Below are 19,432 nucleotides of genomic sequence, written 5' to 3' on the forward strand. Positions count from 1 at the left end.
CTTTCACCCACTTTATCTAATAACTTACCTTTTTCCTCCTATTCCGCATACTTCGCCAATAAAAAACCAACTACCTTTTTGTCATGGTAGTTGGTTTTTCCATCTTTATGCTTCTGTGTAATGTTCGTTAACAACAGATGCACATCTAGCGCAAAGTGTCGGATGGTCATTGTTTTCACCGACGGAATCAGAAACAACCCAACAACGTTCACATGTTTCTCCTTGATGCTTCATAATTTTCACTGTAACAAATTCATAAGCTTTACCATCCGTTAATTCATCGACAATTTGAACTTCAGAAACGATTAACAGCTGATGCAAAAATGGAATATTTTGTAGAATTGCAGCTGTTTCTTCACTGTTCGGTTGGATAATAACTGAAGCTTCCAATGATTTTCCTATTACTTTTTCAGAACGCGCCTCTTCCAATGCTTTAAGAATATCATCCCTCACTTTCATAAAGCTATCCCATTTTTTCTCTAATCGAGCTGCATTACTTAGATCTCTTGTTTTTGGCATTTCACATAACTGGACATATTCTTCTTGGACATCCGGAATAAAAGACCAAACCTCTTCCATTGTATGTGTTAAGATTGGTGTTAAAAGCTTTACTAATGAAGTAACTATTTCATAATACACTGTCTGAATACTTCTTCTTCTCGGATGATCCTCTGCTTCAATATAGAGAATATCTTTTGCAAAATCTAGATAGAATGAGCTCAATTCAATACTACAAAAATTATGGATGGTTTGATAAACTGTTGAAAAATCATAATTCTCATAGGCATTTAATGATTTATCTATTACTTTTTGGAGCTTCAATAGCATAAATTGATCGATTTCTTCTAACTTATCATCCGCCACTTTGTGTTCTAAACGGAAATCAGCTAAATTTCCTAATAAAAAGCGGAAGGTATTACGAATTTTTCGATATCCCTCAGATGTTTGTTTAATAATTTCATCAGAGATTCGTACGTCTGCTTGATAATCAACAGAGGCAACCCATAAACGTAGAATATCAGCACCATATTGCTTCATAATCTTCGCTGGGACTACTACATTCCCAACTGATTTACTCATTTTTCTTCCTTGTCCATCAAGAGCAAATCCATGACTAATTACTGTTTCGTAAGGGGCTTTCCCCGTCACCGCAACTGCTGTTGAGATAGAAGAATTAAACCAGCCACGGTATTGGTCAGAACCTTCTAAATACACATCCGCAGGTCGTTGTAATGCCTCTCTTTCCTCAAGAACACCTTCATGGGAAGAGCCTGAATCAAACCAAACATCCATAATGTCGGTTTCCTTCGTGAAAGTACCATTTGGACTATGTTCAGAAGTAAATCCGTCTGGTAACAGATCTTTTGCTTCCCATTCAAACCAAACGTTGGATCCGTGTTCTCTAAACAAATTAGCAACATGAGCAATCGTTTCATCAGTGATAATCGGGGTTTTATCCTCACCATAGAATACAGGAATAGGAACGCCCCAAGTCCTTTGTCTTGAAATACACCAATCTTCTCGATCACGAACCATATTATACAAACGGGTTTCTCCCCAATTAGGTATCCAGTTAATTCGATTAATTTCAGTTAAGATATCTTCGCGAAAATCTTTAATTGATGCAAACCATTGATTCGTTGCACGAAAAATCGTTGGTTTCTTTGTGCGCCAATCATGTGGATAGGAGTGTGTAATAAACTCCATTTTTAATAAGGCATCAGTCTCTGTTAATTTTTCTGTTACCACTTTATTTGCTTGGTCATAGAATAGTCCTTCAAATCCAGGCGCTTCATCTGTGAAATAACCTTTTTCGTCTACTGGACATAGAACATCTAATCCATATCTTCTTCCGACAATAAAGTCATCCTCACCGTGTCCAGGTGCCGTATGAACGAGTCCTGTACCGCTTTCGGTTGTAACATGATCGCCAAGAATAATTAGTGAATCTCTATCATAGATAGGGTGTTTGGCGACAATGTTTTCTGCTTCTGTCCCTTTAAATGTTTGGATAACCTCAGCATCTTTCCATTCTAAGGTTTCATTCACTTGGCCTAGCATGTCATGAGCAATAATAAATTTTTGGTTTGCCGTTTTTATTACTGCATACTCTAAATCTGGATGTAGGGAAATAGCTAGGTTTGCTGGAATAGTCCATGGTGTTGTTGTCCAAATAATAAATTTCTCATCACCATCTAATAAATCTTTGCCATCTTTTACATCAAAGGCAACGTAAATAGATGCTGAACGTTTATCTTGGTATTCGATCTCTGCTTCTGCAAGGGCAGATTCAGAAGATGGGGACCAGTAAACTGGCTTTAGTCCTTTATAGATATAGCCTTTTTTCGCCATTTCTCCAAACACTTTAATTTGTGCAGCCTCATAGGACTTATTCAGTGTAATATATGGATTCTCCCAATCCCCTCTTACACCTAGCTGTTTAAATTGAACCCGTTGATTATCTACCTGTTTTAATGCATATTCCGCACATTTTTGGCGAAATTCGGCAATGGTCATCTTTTTTCGATTCACTTTCTTTTTGGCTAATGCTTGCTCAATAGGCAGGCCATGTGTATCCCATCCGGGTACGTAAGGTGCATGGTATCCAGCCATCGACTTATACTTGACGATAAAGTCCTTTAAGATTTTATTTAAAGCATGGCCCATATGGATATCGCCATTTGCATATGGCGGTCCATCATGAAGAATAAACAATGGATTACCTTTTGTTTTTGCTTGGACTTTTTCATATAGCTTTTCTTCATCCCATTGCTCTTGCATTTTAGGCTCTTTGTTTGGAAGATTTCCGCGCATCGGAAAATCTGTTTTAGGCATATTTAACGTTTGTTTATATTCCACTATATTTCCTCCTTCTTCTGTCATCCCTAAACGATTCGTATCCTTCATTAGATTAAAAAAGCTCCTCACATCCCAAAAGGGACGAGAGGAGCTCGCGGTACCACCCTAATAGATAATTTCCAGTAAATTATCCACTTTCTATTCGTAACGTGAATCAATCGACTATCCCTACACATCCAATTACTTCAGGATAGCAACTCATGGGTGATCTTCTATTGATACGCTATATTAGGCTCCCACCATCCCTAACTCGCTATGAATAACCTGTTATCAATATACTGTCCCAATCGCTGTATTTATAATGGATATTAATGCATAAATTATAGAGAATTTCAGATAAAACGTCAAGTATGATTTCTTAATTATTGGCTTCTTCCGCCTTTTCTAATTCCTCATTCTCTAATTCAACTTTAAATAAGCCATCCCAATCATCATTGTCAATCAAATCAAGCTGTGCTTCTACCATCATTCTTAACCTTGTGCGGAAAACCTTTGCTTGTTTTTTTAATTCTTCTACTTCAAGTGCAATCGCTCTTGATTTATGTAAAGCTTCATTAATAATTCTATCAGCATTTTTCTCTGCTTCTTTTATGATTAATTTTGATTCTTTTTTAGCATTTTCCTTCACTTCTTCTGCAGTTTCTTGGGCAACTAGAATAGATTTATTTAAAGTTGTCTCGATATTAGAGAAATGTTTTAGTTTTTCTTCTAATTGTTCAACTTTCTCCTTATACTCTTTCTTTTCTTTAATCACTGCCTCATAATCCTTAATAATTTGGTCTAAGAATTCATTGACATCATCTTCATCGTACCCACGGAACCCTCTGGTAAATTCTTTATTATGAATATCCAATGGTGTTAATGGCACACCGGCCACCTCCTTCATTCAAGTCAGTACTTTTAACTATAGTACCATACATATTTGACAAAAACACAAAAAATCCTGCATTTTTATAATAATTTTTCGAAAGTGATTCTTAATTTGTCCTTTTTTGTTTTTCCTTGTATTTCTGTTAGCCTCGTTCTACCTTTTCCGCGCACCGATACCATATCCCTCTCCTCTAAAAAATAGGATGGCTGTTCGATTTTTTGAAAATTGACCTTTACCCATCCTTTTTTAATGAGGTCAAGGGCTTGTTGACGTGATACTTGGTACATTTCCTTTATCAATACGTCTAGGCGTAAAGAAGCACAAGTAGTCGTTTTTTCCACCCAATTGTCGCTATTAACCATTCGGTCTGACAGTGAAATCGGCTCAAATTGAACACTAGCTTTTTTTATCGAGGTAATGTTTGATAAAAGATATGTCGAAATATCTTTGGAGACAAGTATTTGGATTTCACCATGATGGATCTTAATGTCTCCTATTTTTTTTCGTTCAATGCCTGAAGAAAGAAAAGCACCGAGAACATCTGGGTGCTCGATTTTCACAAATTTAATTGGATAGCTTGCCCGAAGTAATTCTGTTTCAAATGATTCTTCTCCCAACTCTTCATAGTATGGGGCTAATATTGCTCGTTTTCTTTCGGCGTGCTCCCATGCACCAAAAAACGCCAGCTGAAGTGTATCATCATTGCCAATTATTGACTGAAATATCCACTGTTCTCGTGGGTGCAGAAAATCTGTCAGTCGTGGAATGAAGCTTCTGTTGATCTCATCTTTCCAAGACATTACCTGATCAACGAAAGGTGCTTCCTCCTGTCTAAAATGTTGATAAATATCCATCTCCATCACCTAATATAAAATACTCATAAATAAATAAGCCAATCCTTGTCTCGCAAAGTGAAGTACAAAAAGTGCTACAATTGGAGAAATATCAATCATTCCGCCAATCGGAGGAATAATTTTTCGAAACGGCTCTAGGTATGGCTCTACAATTTTTGCTAATACCTGTCCAATGGAGGAATCTCTTGCCCCAGGGAACCAAGACATTAAGATATAAATAATAATCGCATAAGTATAAATCTCCATGGCGATATCTATCGTTCTAAACAACCAAAACATTAAATTACCACCTTTGCTCTGGATCTACATCTTCCATTACTTCCGTGATACTACCAGTTATTTCAATATTCTCAGGCGTACAAAGGAAGGTCTGTGACCCTAATTTTTTTATTTGGCCTGACACGGCATAAACAGCACCACTCATAAAATCGATTATCTGTCTTGCCTGACCTGTATCAACTCGCTGTAAATTAATCACAACAGAACGTCTATTCACAACATGCTCCGCAATATCTTGAACCTCATCGTACGAACGTGGTTCACACAATACCATTTTTGCGCTTGATTGAACGGATTTTAAGCTAACAACATTTTTCTTGGAGCGTCTTTCCTTTTGTTCTTCATCTGATTCTTCCATTTCTTCTTCGATGATTTCATATTCTTCATCTAGTCCAAATAAGTTTTTGAATTTCCCCTTCATTCCCACCGTGCATCACCTCGTTTCAGTTATCATATGGTCCAACTAATTCAGAGCCTATTCTAATATGGGTAGCGCCTTCTTCAATTGCAATCATATAATCATTACTCATCCCCATAGACAAAAAGGAGCATGGGGCATGCTGCCAATTATTCGCCATGATCTTATCACGTAAAAGTCTCAGCTCTCGAAAGGTATTTCGAATAAGTGCTTCGTCCTCCGTAAATGGTGCCATTGTCATTAATCCAACGACTTGAATATGAGGATAACTTGCAAGTTTTTCGATAAAAGGAATAACTTCATCCTTGGTTAAACCGTGTTTAGACGTTTCACCGCTTATGTTTACTTGAACAAAACAAGGCGTTTGTTTAGATGCCCTTTTATTAATTTCTTTTGCAAGAGATTGACGATCAAGTGAATGAATGAAGTCTACTTTATCGATGATATCCTTTACTTTACGTGATTGTAATGACCCAATAAAATGCCAGTGTACATCTTGTTCCAACTCTGCTTGTTTTTCTAATAATCCTTCTAAACGATTTTCACCAAGATTTGTAATTCCAGCTGCGAACGTTTCTTTTGCCCTATCTATTGTAACATACTTCGTTACACCGATTATCGTAATATCGTTAGGGCTTCGATCCACACGATCACATGCTTGTTCGATTTTTGTTCGGATGCCTGCCAAATTTTCTACTACCTTCATTTGTCAAAACTCTCCCTCTGTCATTTATGCTTTATCTATTTTGTGATGTGATAAAACCAATCATTCTGCCTGTCTTATTATCGTCTCTTCGGTGAGAGAAGAATTGCGAGTCATGAGCTGTACAATATTTGGAAACATATATATTGGATGATTGGATTCCCGCTTCTATTAGTTGGGCATAGTTAAGTTCTTTTAAATTTAGGAAATAGCTCGAATCTAATCTAGAATATACACTGCTGTATGTATCTGGCACGTGTTTAATTACTTGCTCACTTACTTCATAGCATTGCCCACATATGCTTGGACCAATCACTACCTCGATCTCTTCTAATGGAATAGATTGGTTTTGAAATGCTTGAATTGTTTTTGCTGCAATATTTCCGACAGTACCTTTCCACCCAGCATGAGATATTGCAAAGGTTAAATTCTTTTTTGCTAAAAAAAACAGAGGTACACAGTCTGCAAACAATGCAGCAATTAAAATATTTGATTTATTCGTGATTAGTCCATCCGTATTTCGTATAGCATCATTAAGTTTGTAGCTTCCTTTACCACAGTCAGAATCATCGACCACTTCCACATTGTTTCCATGTATTTGGTCGGCCAAAACCCAGCTATTAAGAGGCACATTTAGCTCTTTTGCTAAGATTTCTCTGTTTCTTAATACATATGCCGGATTATCATCTACGTGAAAACCAAAATTAAAGCTATTGTATGGACTTTCACTAACTCCACCATTTCTGGTTGAAAATCCTGCTAAAATATTAAATTTCTGTCTCCAATGATCTATATATAAAATATTATTATTTTTTCCAAGAAGAAATGGCTCTTTCATCGTAATCCTCCTATTTTTCATCATTTTACCACATTTTCTGAAAACATAACAATTTCATGTACATTACGAAGAGGAAAACGAATCAGACGCATGAATCAAGCAAGCTACTCCTTCACTCGGATCTGATTTGGTTCGTGGAAGGTATAGTTATCTTTTTTAACTAAAATAACATCTTGCCCTATTTTCATTACATTTTCCCAAGGGATGATAATTTCTCTTGATTCTCCAAAAACACCAAAAACTTTTGATTTTGTTGCGACAACTAAATTCGTTATACGCCCAATTTCAACATTAATTTCTATATCCGTTAAATTTCCTATTTTTGTTCCATCCTCTATAAACACAATATCCTTCATCTGCATAGCCGATAATGTAATCATTTTACCACCACCTTATAAACAATATATGTTGCTATTGATAAAATATGGTGAACCTTACAACAGATTTTTTAAAATTCATGAAAAAAATCGTATGACAAAACACTCACTGCAAATAATGATAAGGAGACTTTTACTTACTAGGATGGTTTGGGTAAAAGGCTTGATAACTAGCTTTAGGAGTTGATTAGATTGGGTAAGGATGAACATAAATTAAATAGTAATCGAAATAAATTAGCACAAACACCTAAAAATCAAATCGGGGATGGGTTAGATATTGAATTCTCTGAAGAGGTAGCAGATATAGAGGACAAACAAGCACAAGCACGTAGTAGAGCTGCTGATAAGCGTGTAAAAGGAGCTGCTTCTAGAAGTTAGTAAATAAATACAAAACCCTGTTTCATTATCGAAACAGGGTCGTATTTTTGTTACATTTTCACGAATCAAACATCTCTTTATTCATTTCTTTGATTGCGGCTTTTTCAAGTCTTGACACTTGAGCTTGGGAGATGCCGATTTCATCAGCAACTTCCATTTGGGTCTTACCTTGGAAGAAACGTTTATTTAAAATCATCTTCTCCCGTTTATTCAGTCGTTGCATTCCTTCTTTAATAGATAAGTAATTAATCCAGTCATTATCTTTTATGGAATCATCGCTTACTTGATCCATTACGTAAATCGGATCCCCTCCATCATTAAATATTGGTTCAAACAAGGACACAGGATCTTGTATTGCATCAAGCGCAAAGATTACATCTGTTACTGGAACATCTAGTTCTTCAGCGATTTCCATTGGAGAAGGATCTTTTGCTGTTTTACTCATTAACTTTTCTCTTGCATGTAATGCTTTATAAGCGATATCGCGAAGTGACCTTGATACTCGAATCGGATTATTGTCTCTTAAATAACGTCGAATCTCGCCAATTATCATTGGCACAGCATAAGTAGAAAATTTTACATTTTGACCAAGATCAAAATTATCAATGGATTTTAGCAGACCGATACATCCAACTTGGAATAAGTCATCACCGTATTCACCGCGATTGTGAAAACGTTGAATTACACTTAAGACCAACCGTAAATTGCCATTGACAAGCTTTTCTCGCGCTGTTTGATCTCCTTCATGCATTGCTTTAAACAGCCTTCTCATTTCTTCATTCTTTAATACTGGTAATGTAGATGTGTCTACCCCACAAATTTCAACTTTATGTCTTGTCATCATGCACCCTCCCGATTGGAGATCCTTCTCAAAAATCAGTATCACCAATCAGGGCGTTTTTATGCATACATAACTAGACCATCTTATTAAATTCCTTTTGCAATCGCTTGATTATTTTCTTCTCAAGCCTTGATATATATGACTGTGAAATACCTAGCATATCTGCTACATCTTTTTGGGTTTTTTCTTCATTATTTACTAGACCAAACCTAAGCTCCATTATTTGTTTTTCCCTGCCATTTAATTGATCTAAGGCATCCTTTAGTAGTGATTTATCAACACTTTGTTCTAAATCCTTAAATGTTACATCATCATCCGTTCCAAGCACATCTGATAATAAGAGCTCATTGCCATCCCAGTCGACATTTAACGGCTCATCAAAAGAGACTTCTGTTTTTAATTTATTATTTTTGCGTAAGTACATGAGAATTTCGTTTTCGATACACCGTGAAGCATAAGTTGCTAGCTTAATCTTCTTTTCTGGATTAAAAGTATTGATTGCTTTTATAAGTCCAATCGTTCCAATGCTAATTAAATCTTCTATATTGATTCCCGTGTTTTCAAATTTTCTTGCAATATAAACAACTAAACGCAAATTTCGTTCGATTAACATAGCGCGAGCAGATTTGTCTCCATTAGGTAATCGGTTAATTAATTCAAATTCTTCTTCTTTTGATAAAGGAGGTGGTAATGCTTCGCTACCACCAATATAAAAGATCTCCTCTTCAATAAAACCGAGCTTTTTTAATACCTTATAAAGAATCATTTTATATTTGTTTTGTACAATTAGCATTAATTCCACTCCTATCTCTATTTATCCTGCTTTTTTAAATAATCTGGGGTGAAGTAAGCATTGATAGCTGTTATCACCAACTAACCTCCCAAATTGAATACCAATAAGCACGTCTTCAATAAGCAAAGGATTTTGTTTATTCATATGTATTTGAATGTAATCAGGCTTAAATGCAAGTAACCACTCACTCTGACCTCCCACCCCTTTGAAAGGAATGATTCGAAAGAAGGGATAAGGAAATTCTTCTGCTTCACCATCTTTGAATTGTTGAAAGCTATCTTTTAATTCTTTGAATGATTGCTTATCGAACCATGTTTGCATTAAATATTCATCACCTATAATGACGGGTAGTTGTGAAATTGGTTCCACAAGCTGATTACCACTATCCATGTAGCCCTTGACATTACTGGTCTTTTCTCGCCAACAGACCGAAACCTCATAGAGATGATCTTTCTTAAATTGATAGTACTTGTGCTTGTCCATTCTCCACTTTGTAAACAGAAAAATTATTGGAAAGCCAACCCCTACAAAGACGACATGAATTTGGGTTGGTTCTAATTCGACATTTAATTGAGTAATGTCATAAGTAAACATATAATGTGCAGCCAATAAGCCACCACCTATTGCAAAAGTCATAAAATAGAAGGAAAAAAGCCTTTTGAGAAATACCGCTAAATTATGAAAACCAAATGCAAGATAGACAATGACGAAAGAATGAATGATTTTTATATACCAAGCACCTAAAGAAAGGTCTGGAAAAAGAATGGTTATTGGAACAATAATGGAACCAAAAAAGCCCGCAAAACCTATTCGGTACCATTTCGAGCTTGTAAGATTTATGGATTGTGTTAATAAAAGGATCATCCAATCAATTAGCCAATTTAGTAACCATATCAACTCAACATATATAATCACCTTTTCTATCTCTCCATTATAGGGATTTGTTAATCTTGTTTACCTAGTATAAATGACAAGCTGAAAGAAGTCTGTCAGAATTCGTATGCAAAAAGCCGCTTTTTTTTAGAACTTTTCACTTATTTTGTAGAAGCTTCTTTCTTGTAAATTGTGAGGCTATAGTGAGGCTAGAAACAGAGGATGGAAAAAAAGCAAAAGACCGGGGAAAATCCCCGGTCTAGTTGTTATCTTCTTCGGTTTCGGTTTCGTAAAAAGGTTGGTATGTCTAAAGTATCTTCTTGTTGTTTCGATCCTCTTGAAGAAGAGGAAATGCTAGCAGTAGATTGCTCCTGTGGCTTTTCTTGTACCTCACGTTGTTGTGGGGTATTTTGCTGTAACGAAGATGGCTTTGGTTTAGACTGTGCATTGCGAAGTTGCGATTCATCAAAGCCTGTTGCGATAACCGTTACGACAATTTCATCCTTGAGATCTTCATTAATGACAGAACCAAATATGACATTCACCTCTTGATCTGCTGCAGATGTAACAATGTCTGCAGCTTCTTGTACCTCATAGAGGCTTAAATTAGTTCCACCTGTAATATTCATCAATACCCCGTGAGCACCATCAATAGATGTCTCCAGTAATGGAGAAGAAATTGCTTTTTTGGCTGCTTCAGCTGCCCTACTCTCACCTGTAGCAATACCGATACCCATTAATGCCGAACCTTTATCCTGCATAATTGTTTTCACATCAGCAAAGTCTACGTTAATTAAACCCGGTGTTGCGATTAAATCAGAGATACCTTGTACACCTTGTCGTAATACGTTATCTGCTTCACGGAAAGCTTCTAGCATTGGGGTGTTTTTATCAATTATTTCTAGTAATCTATCATTTGGAATGACGATTAAAGTATCTACATTACTTTTTAAGCCTTCAATTCCAGAGACTGCTTGTGTTGCCCTTTTTCTCCCTTCAAAGGTAAAAGGTCTTGTAACCACACCAACAGTTAAAGCGCCTAATTCCTTCGCTACCTGTGCGATAACAGGAGCAGCACCAGTACCTGTTCCACCACCCATACCAGCTGTAACGAAGACCATATCGGCTCCTTTTAATACTTCTTCAATCTGTTCCTTGCTTTCTTCTGCAGCCTTTCTACCAACTTCTGGGTTTGCACCTGCACCCAATCCTCTCGTAAGTTTTGTGCCAAGCTGCATTTTCACTTCAGCCTTAGACAAATTTAATGCTTGTGCATCTGTATTAACAGCAATAAAGTCAACGCCCTGAACACCATGCTCAATCATTCGATTGACGGCATTACTTCCTCCACCACCAACACCAATTACTTTAATTGATGCTAGTTGATCCATATTCGTATCAAAGTCCAACATTTTATTTCCTCCTAATTTTGCTAGTTTACAGGTCTGTCTCTTTCTACGTGTATTATTTTCCAAAATCTACATTTCTCTTATTTTATGTAAGAGGCATATTCACATATAGTTATTGGAAAACAAAGCATTCCCTATTAATCAAAGAAATACTTAAATAAGTTTGCTAGCTTAGGTTCCTTTTTCTCTTTTTTCTCTTTTTCTTTTGGTTGTCTTGTTTTTACTTGTTCCTGTTGTCTTTGTTCAACAGGTTGTGAGACCTCTACTTGCTCTGAAACAGAGCTTGAAAATGCTTTCCCTTGTATTTTCGCATTCTTATAAGCAAATTTCAAGATACCAATTCCAGCCGTATATTGCGGATCTCTAACACCAATGTAATCCGGGATTGCAATTCGAATATTACTCTGAAAAAGTTGCTGTGCTAAATCGGCTGCACCAGGCATGCTCATAGTACCGCCAGTTAAAACAAGCCCACCAGGTATTTCATTATAGCCCATTTTTTGAATTTCTCTAGCACTATAAAGAAAAATTTCTTCTAATCTAGCCTCAATGATCTCTGCAAGATGCACTTGATTATAGACTTCTTTTTGGTTACTACCAATTATATTAACTTCAAAACCTTCCTCCTCATTGGCATCATCATAAAAAGCATAACCGTGATCTAGCTTAATATCTTCTGCTTCTTGAGTCGTTGTTCTCAGACCAATCGACAAATCCTTCGTAATGTTATCTCCACCTAATGGAATAACACTCGTACCTGTTAGCGTATCATCCTCGTATACAGATACAGTTGTACTGCCACCACCAATATCTAGTAAAGCAACTCCTAGATTCTTCTCATCTTTTGATAAGGCAATTTCACCAGTAGCAAGAGGGTGTAAGCATAAATCTAAGACATTTAATCCAGCTCTTTCTACACATTTTAACACATTATGTAGCATCGTTTTAGAGCAAGTGATAATCGTCCCTTCCATCTCCAGACGAACACCAATCATTCCCCTTGGATCACGGATTTCATCTAAACCATCCACGATAAATTGTTTTGGAATTACATCCACGATTTCACGTTCTGGTGGGATCGAAATTACTTGAGCTGCATCCATCACACGATGGATATCCTCCTCTTTTATCTCCTTGTCTTCACTAGAGACAGCTACCACTCCATGACATGGCTGTAATTCCACATGATTCCCATTAATTCCGACTACTACACTATCAATATGTACATCAACCATTCTTTCCGCTTGCTCTACTGCTGAGCGAATGGAATGAACGGTTTCATCAATATCTACAATTGCACCCTTTTTCATCCCTAGGGATTTCGCGGATCCAACTCCAATAATATTAAGTGTTTCTCCTACAACTTCGCCGATAATTACTTTAATTTTTGATGTACCTATATCTAAGCTGACCAAAATTTCATTGTTGTCCATGAGGCACCTCCTATTTCATACATTAATTAGTCTTATAGTGCATATAGTAAACTATGTTAAACACTATTATAATAAATGTCACGATATTTTTCATGATTTAATGAAAAAAATATCAAGAAAATTGAATTCTCCAAGATAATTCTACACTTTTTGACAAAAAACCGTTATTTTTTTATAAATCGGTACTTTTCCAATAGTAATCTTCTAATTATTGCCAAGTTCTGAAACAATCTCACACCAAATGCAAAAATGGCAGCAAGATATAAGTCAATTCCAAGCTGAACTCCTAGGAATGCTAAGAATGCAGCAAGTGAGACATTGAAGAAGAAGCCTGTTATAAACACCTTTTGATCGAATTTATCTTCAAGTTGTGCTCTTATACCCCCGAATAGAGTATCTAGTGCGGCTAATACAGCAATGGATAAATAATTGGCATATATATCAGGAATCGTTATATTTGTCAAAAACCCTAGAATTAATCCCAAAACTAAAAACAATGCAGGCAGCCACATCTATTCTTCACCTTCTTCAATGGAATCCAAAACCTTAAGCCCATCTAAATTAATAGGAGCGTCATATGCTGGTAATACAAGTTCGGTTACTTTTTTAATTTCTAATCGTATATCTTCTAAGGCAAAATAATCTCTGAGCTCACTAACTTCCATATGATCCATTAAATTATTGCTATCACTTGTTAGGACATAGATAGTTGTCGGCAAATCTCCGATTGAGCTTCCATTTACATACACATTATTATTGACATCACGTATTGGGGAAATATTGATGATTCGCTCATTTCCTAACGCAATATCAGTCGCTCCATAATCATTGAGTTCGTTAACTAAAAGCTGTAGTAACTCTGCATTGAGTTGTGGGTATTCAAGATTATTTTCCTTATTACTAAAAAGAGGTTTTAAGCTGATGGTTATACCTTGTCCCTTCTTTTCAGTCAAACCAGCATTTTCCTTTAAATCACCAATGGATTCTTTCAGTGAGGAAATTTGTTGATTTTCTGATTGCCCATTATATTCTTGAAGAACCTTTTCAGCTGTAGCAATTTCATTGTAAAGTGCTTCTTGTGATTCCTGTTCTTCTTTAATACTTGTACGAATTTCCCAAAGATCTCGAGTATCCCTCTGATCTGTTTGTTGATTAGTAACAAATAGGATGGCAATCATAAAACCAATGATTAGACAGATAAAACTAATCCATAGTTTTTCTTTATTTTTCAAGCGATTCATTTTCATCACGTTTCCCTTGCTAGCATCTCAATATTTGATTTTTTTTCAAGTTTCACCTCTACATTATCTTGCACAAGATTATCCACTACACCGTTCTGAAGATTTAAACTCACCTCTAAGGTGTGCTGATCTCCAATTGCTGTTATGACAAATGGTGCTGGGAAGTTGTTTCCATCAATAGAGATTACTGGTCCAACACAAGAGATAGAGCTGTGACGATAGATTCTTTGTCCATTTATCGCAATGGCCTTTGCACCTGCACTATACAGTTCGTTCACAACCTGATGAATGTGCCGGTCATGCACAATGTATTGATTGGCATGCTCTTCTTCTGGTATATAACTTGAATCACTTAACGTAACTGCTACCCCATCACCTGAAACAGAAAGCTCACCTACAAGCTTTTGTAGATTAAGCTTCTGGTCAACTAGATCCTTTAAAACATCCGCTTCATTAGCCAATTCCTGCTCTTGTGTCTGTATTTCTTGTCGGATATTAGCAAGCTCGTTTCTTAGTTGCTTATTTTTATCCTCTAATTCGATTAATTGTTGTCGATAGTAATAATCCTGCTCCCAATCTTTTTCACTTAGTTGCGTTACTTCATTTTTGGATTTAGTATACTGATAACTAAATGTTAACAAAAATCCAAGTACAAAGAAAACAAAAGCAAAAATAAGCTTCCTACTCTTCATCTTTTTCCTCCAACAATTTTTGTTCCTCTTCATTCACATCATATGGAGTAAAGACGGCACCTCCATCATCTATCTTAATGACCCCTTTCTTGTCGCCTTCTAATTGACTAACGATAGAAGGATAGGTTTTCAAGTTTGATGCAAAGTCTCTTGCCGTTGTTTCTACTTCGTAGCCATCATTCATATATAACCTTATAATATATGGATTAGTATCAGATGGTTCACTATGTATTTCTGAAATAAGTGTTCTAATATACCTCGGCAGCTTACTCAATTCATTAGCTAAGCTTTGAAGATTGTTCGCATCTTTAAACTGAAAAATCATAGGGACGCTGCCATCAATCACTTCTTTATTTACTTGCTCCAGAATAGTTCCATCCTCCAGTACAGGATACATCACTTGTTCAACTGTCATATAGCCTATATGTGTTAATTCAGTCACTTCAATTTTAATCGTGCCCGGTAACTTTTTTGAAACCTCTGCTTCTTTTATTTGAGAATGATCACGTAATGCTTCTTCTACTTTATTCGATTGTGTGCCCCAGAAATTGGTATCAAGATCTAATTTACTTGTTTCAATAATTTCGTCCTCTGTTAGAAATTGCTCACCCTCTACTTCAATTTTACTTATATTACTCAATGGAGACTGTAAGTAAATACCCACCAATATTAGAATGAAAAATATTACTATGTAAATAATTAATTTTCGATTTGCTTTTTTTCTACGCTCTTGCTTCAGTTTCGGAATACGATCCTCAATCGAAACTACCCTTTTCTCTTCCATTTTTGAACTTCCTTTTTTATCATTCTTTTTAATAGAATGGTATTTAACAATTATAGCTATCACAAAAATTATAACACATCCTCGTACACATGAAAGCATCCAAATTAATCAAATAGTATTTTTTTCAAAACATTCTCTCAAGGTAGTGAAAACCATCAAAAAAGCATTTGTCAAGAATGTTGACAAATGCTTTTTTCGCTTTATTTCCTATACTTGCTAATATTAATTAATATTCCTACTGAGCATAAGGTAAGTGTCAAGGAAGATCCGCCATAGCTTAAAAATGGCAGAGTAATTCCTGTTACTGGGATTAAACCAATTACAACACTAATATTGATCATAACTTGAATGGCTATCATTCCAACTATTCCAATAGCTAACAGTCTTGCAAATAGATCTGGAGCATGTATAGCTACTAAAATTCCTCTCCAAATAAATAAAAAGAATAATGAGATGACAAACATTCCACCAATAAACCCTAACTCCTCAGCTACAATAGCAAATATAAAATCATTATGAGGTTCAGGTAAATAGAAATACTTTTGAAGACTATTCCCAAAACCAACTCCAAATAACCCACCAGGACCAATTGCATAGAGTGATTGAATAATTTGGAAACCATTTCCTAATGGGTCCTGCCAGGGGTCTAAAAAGGCAGTAATTCGGTTAATACGATACGGTGCAGAAATGATTAGAAGTAAAAATCCGATCAAACCAAAGCCAGCTAAAAATACAAAGTGGAATATACGTGCTCCTGCAACAAACAATAATAAAAAGCTCGTAAGTACAAAAACCATACCTGTTCCTAAATCAGGCTGAAGCATAATTAATAAAAACAAAAGAATGATCATCGTAAGGGGTGGAATAAAGCCTTTTCTAAATTGTGTTAAAGTATTCTGGTGATGAACAAGATAACCACTTAAAAACAAAATCATACCTAGTTTCATAAATTCAGCAGGCTGGATACTAAAAGCACCTATTCCTATCCAGCTTCTAGCTCCACCTCTAACCATCCCAATACCAGGGATCAATACTGCAATAAGAAGAAGGATACATCCAATAAAGATCAATTTGCGATACTTGACCCATTGAAAATAAGGAATGTTAGAGACAATAAACATAAAAATAACGCCAATACCCGCAAACAGTAATTGTCTTTTTAAAAAGTAAAAAGAGTCGTTAAATTTATACTCCGCCCAAATGGAGGAAGCACTGTATACCATAAGAACTCCTATCGCTAAAATGGCTAAAATGACAATAATAAGAAAACGATCACTTGACTGTTTATTTGCTTGGACAGTATTTTGCATAAAAAAACCCCCAAATCATTATAGATCTTGGGGCTATGTTGATTGAAAGTCAATGAAGCTTAATTATAGTAGACATGCCCCTACTATAATTTATGCACAGACTCTACAAACATGTTTCCTCTCTCTTCAAATGTTTTGTATTGATCCCAGCTAGCACAGGCTGGTGATAATAGAATAACATCTCCTTCTTCTGAAAGCTTGAACGCTTCCTTAACGGCTTCTTCCATATTATTTACAGTTACAATACTTTCCAGACCAATTTTCTCAGCAAGTGCTTTTAATTTTGGTGCTGTTTCTCCAAAAAGGACGAAACTTTTTACATTTTTTAAATAGGGTGTCAAATCATCAAACTCGTTCCCTCTGTCTAATCCACCTGCTAACAATATTGTAGGCTGTTGAAAAGACTGTAATGCTTTGGAGGTTGCAAGGATGTTCGTTGCTTTAGAATCATTGTAAAAAAGTCTACCTTCGATATTGTCTACAAATTGCAATCGATGCGATACTCCAGTAAAGGTAGTAAGTACAGATTTTATTGCCTCATTAGAGATACCTTCCAGCTTTGCCACTGCTATTGCTGCCAAGATATTTTCAATATTATGCTCACCAACCAATGCTATTTTCTCAATCTCTATTATTTTTTCATTTTTATAATAAAGTGCTATCCCATCACTATATGTACCATTATCTAATTGCTCATTCGTACTGAACGGAACTAAGTTAGTCTCTGCCTGTTGAACCATTAATTCTACCAGTTGGTCGTCGGCATTGTATACAAGAAAATCACCTGTTGATTGGTTTTTAAAAATGTTCGACTTTGCCTCCATATAATGATCTAGCGTATGATGATAATCTAGATGTGCTTCGAAAAGATTTAGCACAACTGAAATACTAGGTTTAAAACATTGAGTTCCTAACAATTGAAAGGATGAAAGCTCTACAACTAATGCTGCACCGTCCTCTATGGTTTCTGCTACCTCTGATGCTACCAGTCCAATATTACCAGCAACCTCTACTTTACGACGATCTTGTTTATACATCTCGTAAATCAGGGTCGTAGTCGTCGTTTTTCCATTCGATCCCGTAATTCCAACTAATGAATCCAGTTCAAAATAATAGAGTAATTCAATTTCTGTAAGAACAGGTAGTCCTTGTTCCGTAGCTTGACGAACTAGGGGGTTCTCATATGGTATTCCTGGGTTTTTTATAATTACGTCAATACCATCTAATAAGGAGAGAGGATGCTCTCCTAAGATGATTTCCATACCTAGATTTTGTAGTTCTTGAACATGGGCATCAGATTCTACTGCCTTTAAATCATTTACTATCGTCTTTATGCCATTTCTATTTAGTAGTTTTGCAACAGCAGTACCACTTTTAGCTAATCCTAGTACGAGCACACTTTGATAAGGGAACTTTTTTAGTTTTCTCATGATGTCAACACCTCAATATAAATACCTAATATAGCAAATAGAATTCCAACTGCCCAAAATGTTGTAACAACTCTCCATTCAGTCCAGCCTTTTAATTCATAATGATGATGTAATGGGCTCATTCGAAACACACGCTTACCAGTTGTTTTAAAAGAAATGACTTGAATGATAACAGATAATGTTTCAATAACGAATACACCACCTATGATGACAAGAAGGACTTCCAGTTTTAGCAGAATTGCAATTGCTGCAATAACTCCACCAAGTGCTAATGATCCAGTGTCTCCCATAAATACTTTAGCTGGATGGGCATTAAACACAAGAAATCCTAGCAATGCGCCCACTGCACTTAGAGCAAACAAGGTAACCGTAAGATTTGGTGTACCATACCATGCTAAAATGGCAAAAGCTCCGAAAGCTATTGCCGCTGTACCTGCAAGTAAACCATCTAACCCATCTGTTAAATTGACGGCATTAGAGGAACCCACTAACATAATAATAATGAAAACAGCATAAAACCAACCTAGTTCAATATTTAATTCTGTTCCTGGAATAGAAATATTTGTCGGAAAATCTTGTTGTTTTAACACCACATAAAAAATGATCGAAATGATAATTTGCCCTAATAGCTTTTGCTTAGAGTTAAGACCTAAATTTCGTTTCATAACCACTTTAATAAAATCATCCAGAAAACCTAATAGACCAAACCCTAATAGCACTAAAAGTAAAAGGCTAATCTCGAAGTTCCAACCACTATTTACCTTTAAGGTTACGATTATACTTGTAATTGCAATACTAAGAATAATCATTAATCCACCCATTGTCGGTGTTCCCGATTTCTTTTGGTGTGATTTAGGACCTTCCTCTCGAATGCTCTGTCCGAATTTTAATCTCTTTAAAAAAGGGATAAAAATAGGGGATAGTAAGACTGTAATCAAAAATGCTATAGCTATTGTAATTAAAAAAGTATATTCACTCATCTATGTTCTCTCCAATCCACTTACATACCCTACAAAAGCATCATCATTCCTGTTCATGAATAATGAAAC

At 35.9% G+C, this 19,432-nt stretch carries 21 protein-coding genes and 1 other annotated feature; of the genes, 1 reads left to right on the forward strand and 20 read right to left on the reverse strand.

The features are described 5' to 3' along the window. Positions 1–105: 105 nt before the first annotated feature. The 8 genes from ileS to DLJ74_RS11050 form a co-directional block, all read right to left on the reverse strand. On the reverse strand, positions 106–2,859 hold the full coding sequence (gene ileS, locus DLJ74_RS11015) for an isoleucine--tRNA ligase (RefSeq protein WP_109984617.1): 2,754 nt from the start codon (positions 2,857–2,859) through the stop codon (positions 106–108). Positions 2,860–2,933: 74 nt separating this feature from the next. Next, positions 2,934–3,159: a binding site (T-box leader), on the reverse strand. Positions 3,160–3,217: 58 nt separating this feature from the next. Then, positions 3,218–3,727 carry a DivIVA domain-containing protein gene (locus tag DLJ74_RS11020; RefSeq protein WP_109984477.1) on the reverse strand — a complete coding sequence of 170 codons (510 nt, stop codon included), beginning with the start codon at positions 3,725–3,727 and terminating at the stop codon, positions 3,218–3,220. Between the two features lie 83 nt (positions 3,728–3,810). Then, a complete protein-coding gene (locus tag DLJ74_RS11025; RefSeq protein ID WP_109984478.1) occupies positions 3,811–4,584 on the reverse strand; it encodes a YlmH family RNA-binding protein in 774 nt (257 codons plus the stop codon). 9 nt (positions 4,585–4,593) lie between these two features. Next, on the reverse strand, positions 4,594–4,863 hold the full coding sequence (locus DLJ74_RS11030; RefSeq protein WP_054787596.1) for a YggT family protein: 270 nt from the start codon (positions 4,861–4,863) through the stop codon (positions 4,594–4,596). 4 nt (positions 4,864–4,867) lie between these two features. Further along, complete coding sequence (locus DLJ74_RS11035) at positions 4,868–5,290, reverse strand: cell division protein SepF (RefSeq protein ID WP_109984479.1); 423 nt, start codon at positions 5,288–5,290, stop codon at positions 4,868–4,870. Positions 5,291–5,306: 16 nt separating this feature from the next. Continuing rightward, on the reverse strand, positions 5,307–5,987 hold the full coding sequence (locus DLJ74_RS11040; protein ID WP_109984480.1) for a YggS family pyridoxal phosphate-dependent enzyme: 681 nt from the start codon (positions 5,985–5,987) through the stop codon (positions 5,307–5,309). Between the two features lie 31 nt (positions 5,988–6,018). Continuing rightward, complete coding sequence (gene pgeF, locus DLJ74_RS11045) at positions 6,019–6,822, reverse strand: peptidoglycan editing factor PgeF (protein WP_181397512.1); 804 nt, start codon at positions 6,820–6,822, stop codon at positions 6,019–6,021. Between the two features lie 104 nt (positions 6,823–6,926). After that, the gene (locus DLJ74_RS11050) at positions 6,927–7,202 is read right to left on the reverse strand and encodes a YlmC/YmxH family sporulation protein (protein ID WP_054787599.1); all 276 of its coding nucleotides are present in this window, start codon (positions 7,200–7,202) and stop codon (positions 6,927–6,929) included. A 189-nt stretch (positions 7,203–7,391) separates the two neighbouring features. Between DLJ74_RS11050 and DLJ74_RS11055 the strand changes: the two genes are divergently transcribed. Next, complete coding sequence (locus DLJ74_RS11055) at positions 7,392–7,577, forward strand: YfhD family protein (protein WP_054859541.1); 186 nt, start codon at positions 7,392–7,394, stop codon at positions 7,575–7,577. A gap of 58 nt (positions 7,578–7,635) precedes the next feature. On the opposite strand, the gene sigG is transcribed toward DLJ74_RS11055, so the two are convergent. The 12 genes from sigG to mraY all read right to left on the reverse strand — a co-directional run bounded on the left by sigG (position 7,636) and on the right by mraY (position 19,363). After that, positions 7,636–8,418, reverse strand: coding sequence for an RNA polymerase sporulation sigma factor SigG (sigG, locus tag DLJ74_RS11060; protein WP_054787601.1), 783 nt, complete (start codon positions 8,416–8,418; stop codon positions 7,636–7,638). Positions 8,419–8,491: 73 nt separating this feature from the next. Beyond that, a complete protein-coding gene (gene sigE / locus DLJ74_RS11065) occupies positions 8,492–9,211 on the reverse strand; it encodes an RNA polymerase sporulation sigma factor SigE (RefSeq protein ID WP_054859543.1) in 720 nt (239 codons plus the stop codon). Between the two features lie 21 nt (positions 9,212–9,232). Further along, positions 9,233–10,126 carry a sigma-E processing peptidase SpoIIGA gene (spoIIGA, locus tag DLJ74_RS11070; RefSeq protein ID WP_109984482.1) on the reverse strand — a complete coding sequence of 298 codons (894 nt, stop codon included), beginning with the start codon at positions 10,124–10,126 and terminating at the stop codon, positions 9,233–9,235. A 224-nt stretch (positions 10,127–10,350) separates the two neighbouring features. Beyond that, entirely contained in the window at positions 10,351–11,496 is a 1,146-nt protein-coding gene (gene ftsZ, locus DLJ74_RS11075; protein WP_109984483.1) for a cell division protein FtsZ, read from the reverse strand. A 134-nt stretch (positions 11,497–11,630) separates the two neighbouring features. Next, positions 11,631–12,926, reverse strand: coding sequence for a cell division protein FtsA (gene ftsA / locus DLJ74_RS11080; RefSeq protein ID WP_109984484.1), 1,296 nt, complete (start codon positions 12,924–12,926; stop codon positions 11,631–11,633). A 164-nt stretch (positions 12,927–13,090) separates the two neighbouring features. Then, entirely contained in the window at positions 13,091–13,438 is a 348-nt protein-coding gene (locus DLJ74_RS11085) for a small basic family protein (protein ID WP_109984485.1), read from the reverse strand. Further along, entirely contained in the window at positions 13,439–14,173 is a 735-nt protein-coding gene (locus DLJ74_RS11090) for a DUF881 domain-containing protein (RefSeq protein ID WP_109984486.1), read from the reverse strand. It abuts the gene before it with no gap. Next, positions 14,173–14,859: a DUF881 domain-containing protein gene (locus DLJ74_RS11095; protein WP_054787604.1), complete on the reverse strand. Its 687-nt coding sequence runs from the start codon at positions 14,857–14,859 to the stop codon at positions 14,173–14,175. The genes DLJ74_RS11090 and DLJ74_RS11095 overlap by 1 nt, the downstream gene beginning before the upstream one ends. Further along, positions 14,849–15,643 carry a cell division protein FtsQ/DivIB gene (locus DLJ74_RS11100; protein WP_109984487.1) on the reverse strand — a complete coding sequence of 265 codons (795 nt, stop codon included), beginning with the start codon at positions 15,641–15,643 and terminating at the stop codon, positions 14,849–14,851. The genes DLJ74_RS11095 and DLJ74_RS11100 overlap by 11 nt, the downstream gene beginning before the upstream one ends. A gap of 200 nt (positions 15,644–15,843) precedes the next feature. Then, positions 15,844–16,953, reverse strand: a complete 1,110-nt coding sequence (spoVE, locus tag DLJ74_RS11105; protein WP_109984488.1) for a stage V sporulation protein E — start codon at positions 16,951–16,953, stop codon at positions 15,844–15,846. An 83-nt stretch (positions 16,954–17,036) separates the two neighbouring features. Then, positions 17,037–18,383, reverse strand: a complete 1,347-nt coding sequence (gene murD, locus DLJ74_RS11110) for a UDP-N-acetylmuramoyl-L-alanine--D-glutamate ligase (protein WP_109984489.1) — start codon at positions 18,381–18,383, stop codon at positions 17,037–17,039. After that, positions 18,380–19,363 (reverse strand): phospho-N-acetylmuramoyl-pentapeptide-transferase, encoded by a 984-nt coding sequence (mraY, locus tag DLJ74_RS11115; RefSeq protein ID WP_109984490.1) that lies wholly within the window; start codon positions 19,361–19,363, stop codon positions 18,380–18,382. The genes murD and mraY overlap by 4 nt, the downstream gene beginning before the upstream one ends. Positions 19,364–19,432: the final 69 nt, after the last annotated feature.

The organism is Gracilibacillus dipsosauri (assembly GCF_003176895.1).
GTDB classification, from domain to species: domain Bacteria; phylum Bacillota; class Bacilli; order Bacillales; family Amphibacillaceae; genus Gracilibacillus; species Gracilibacillus dipsosauri.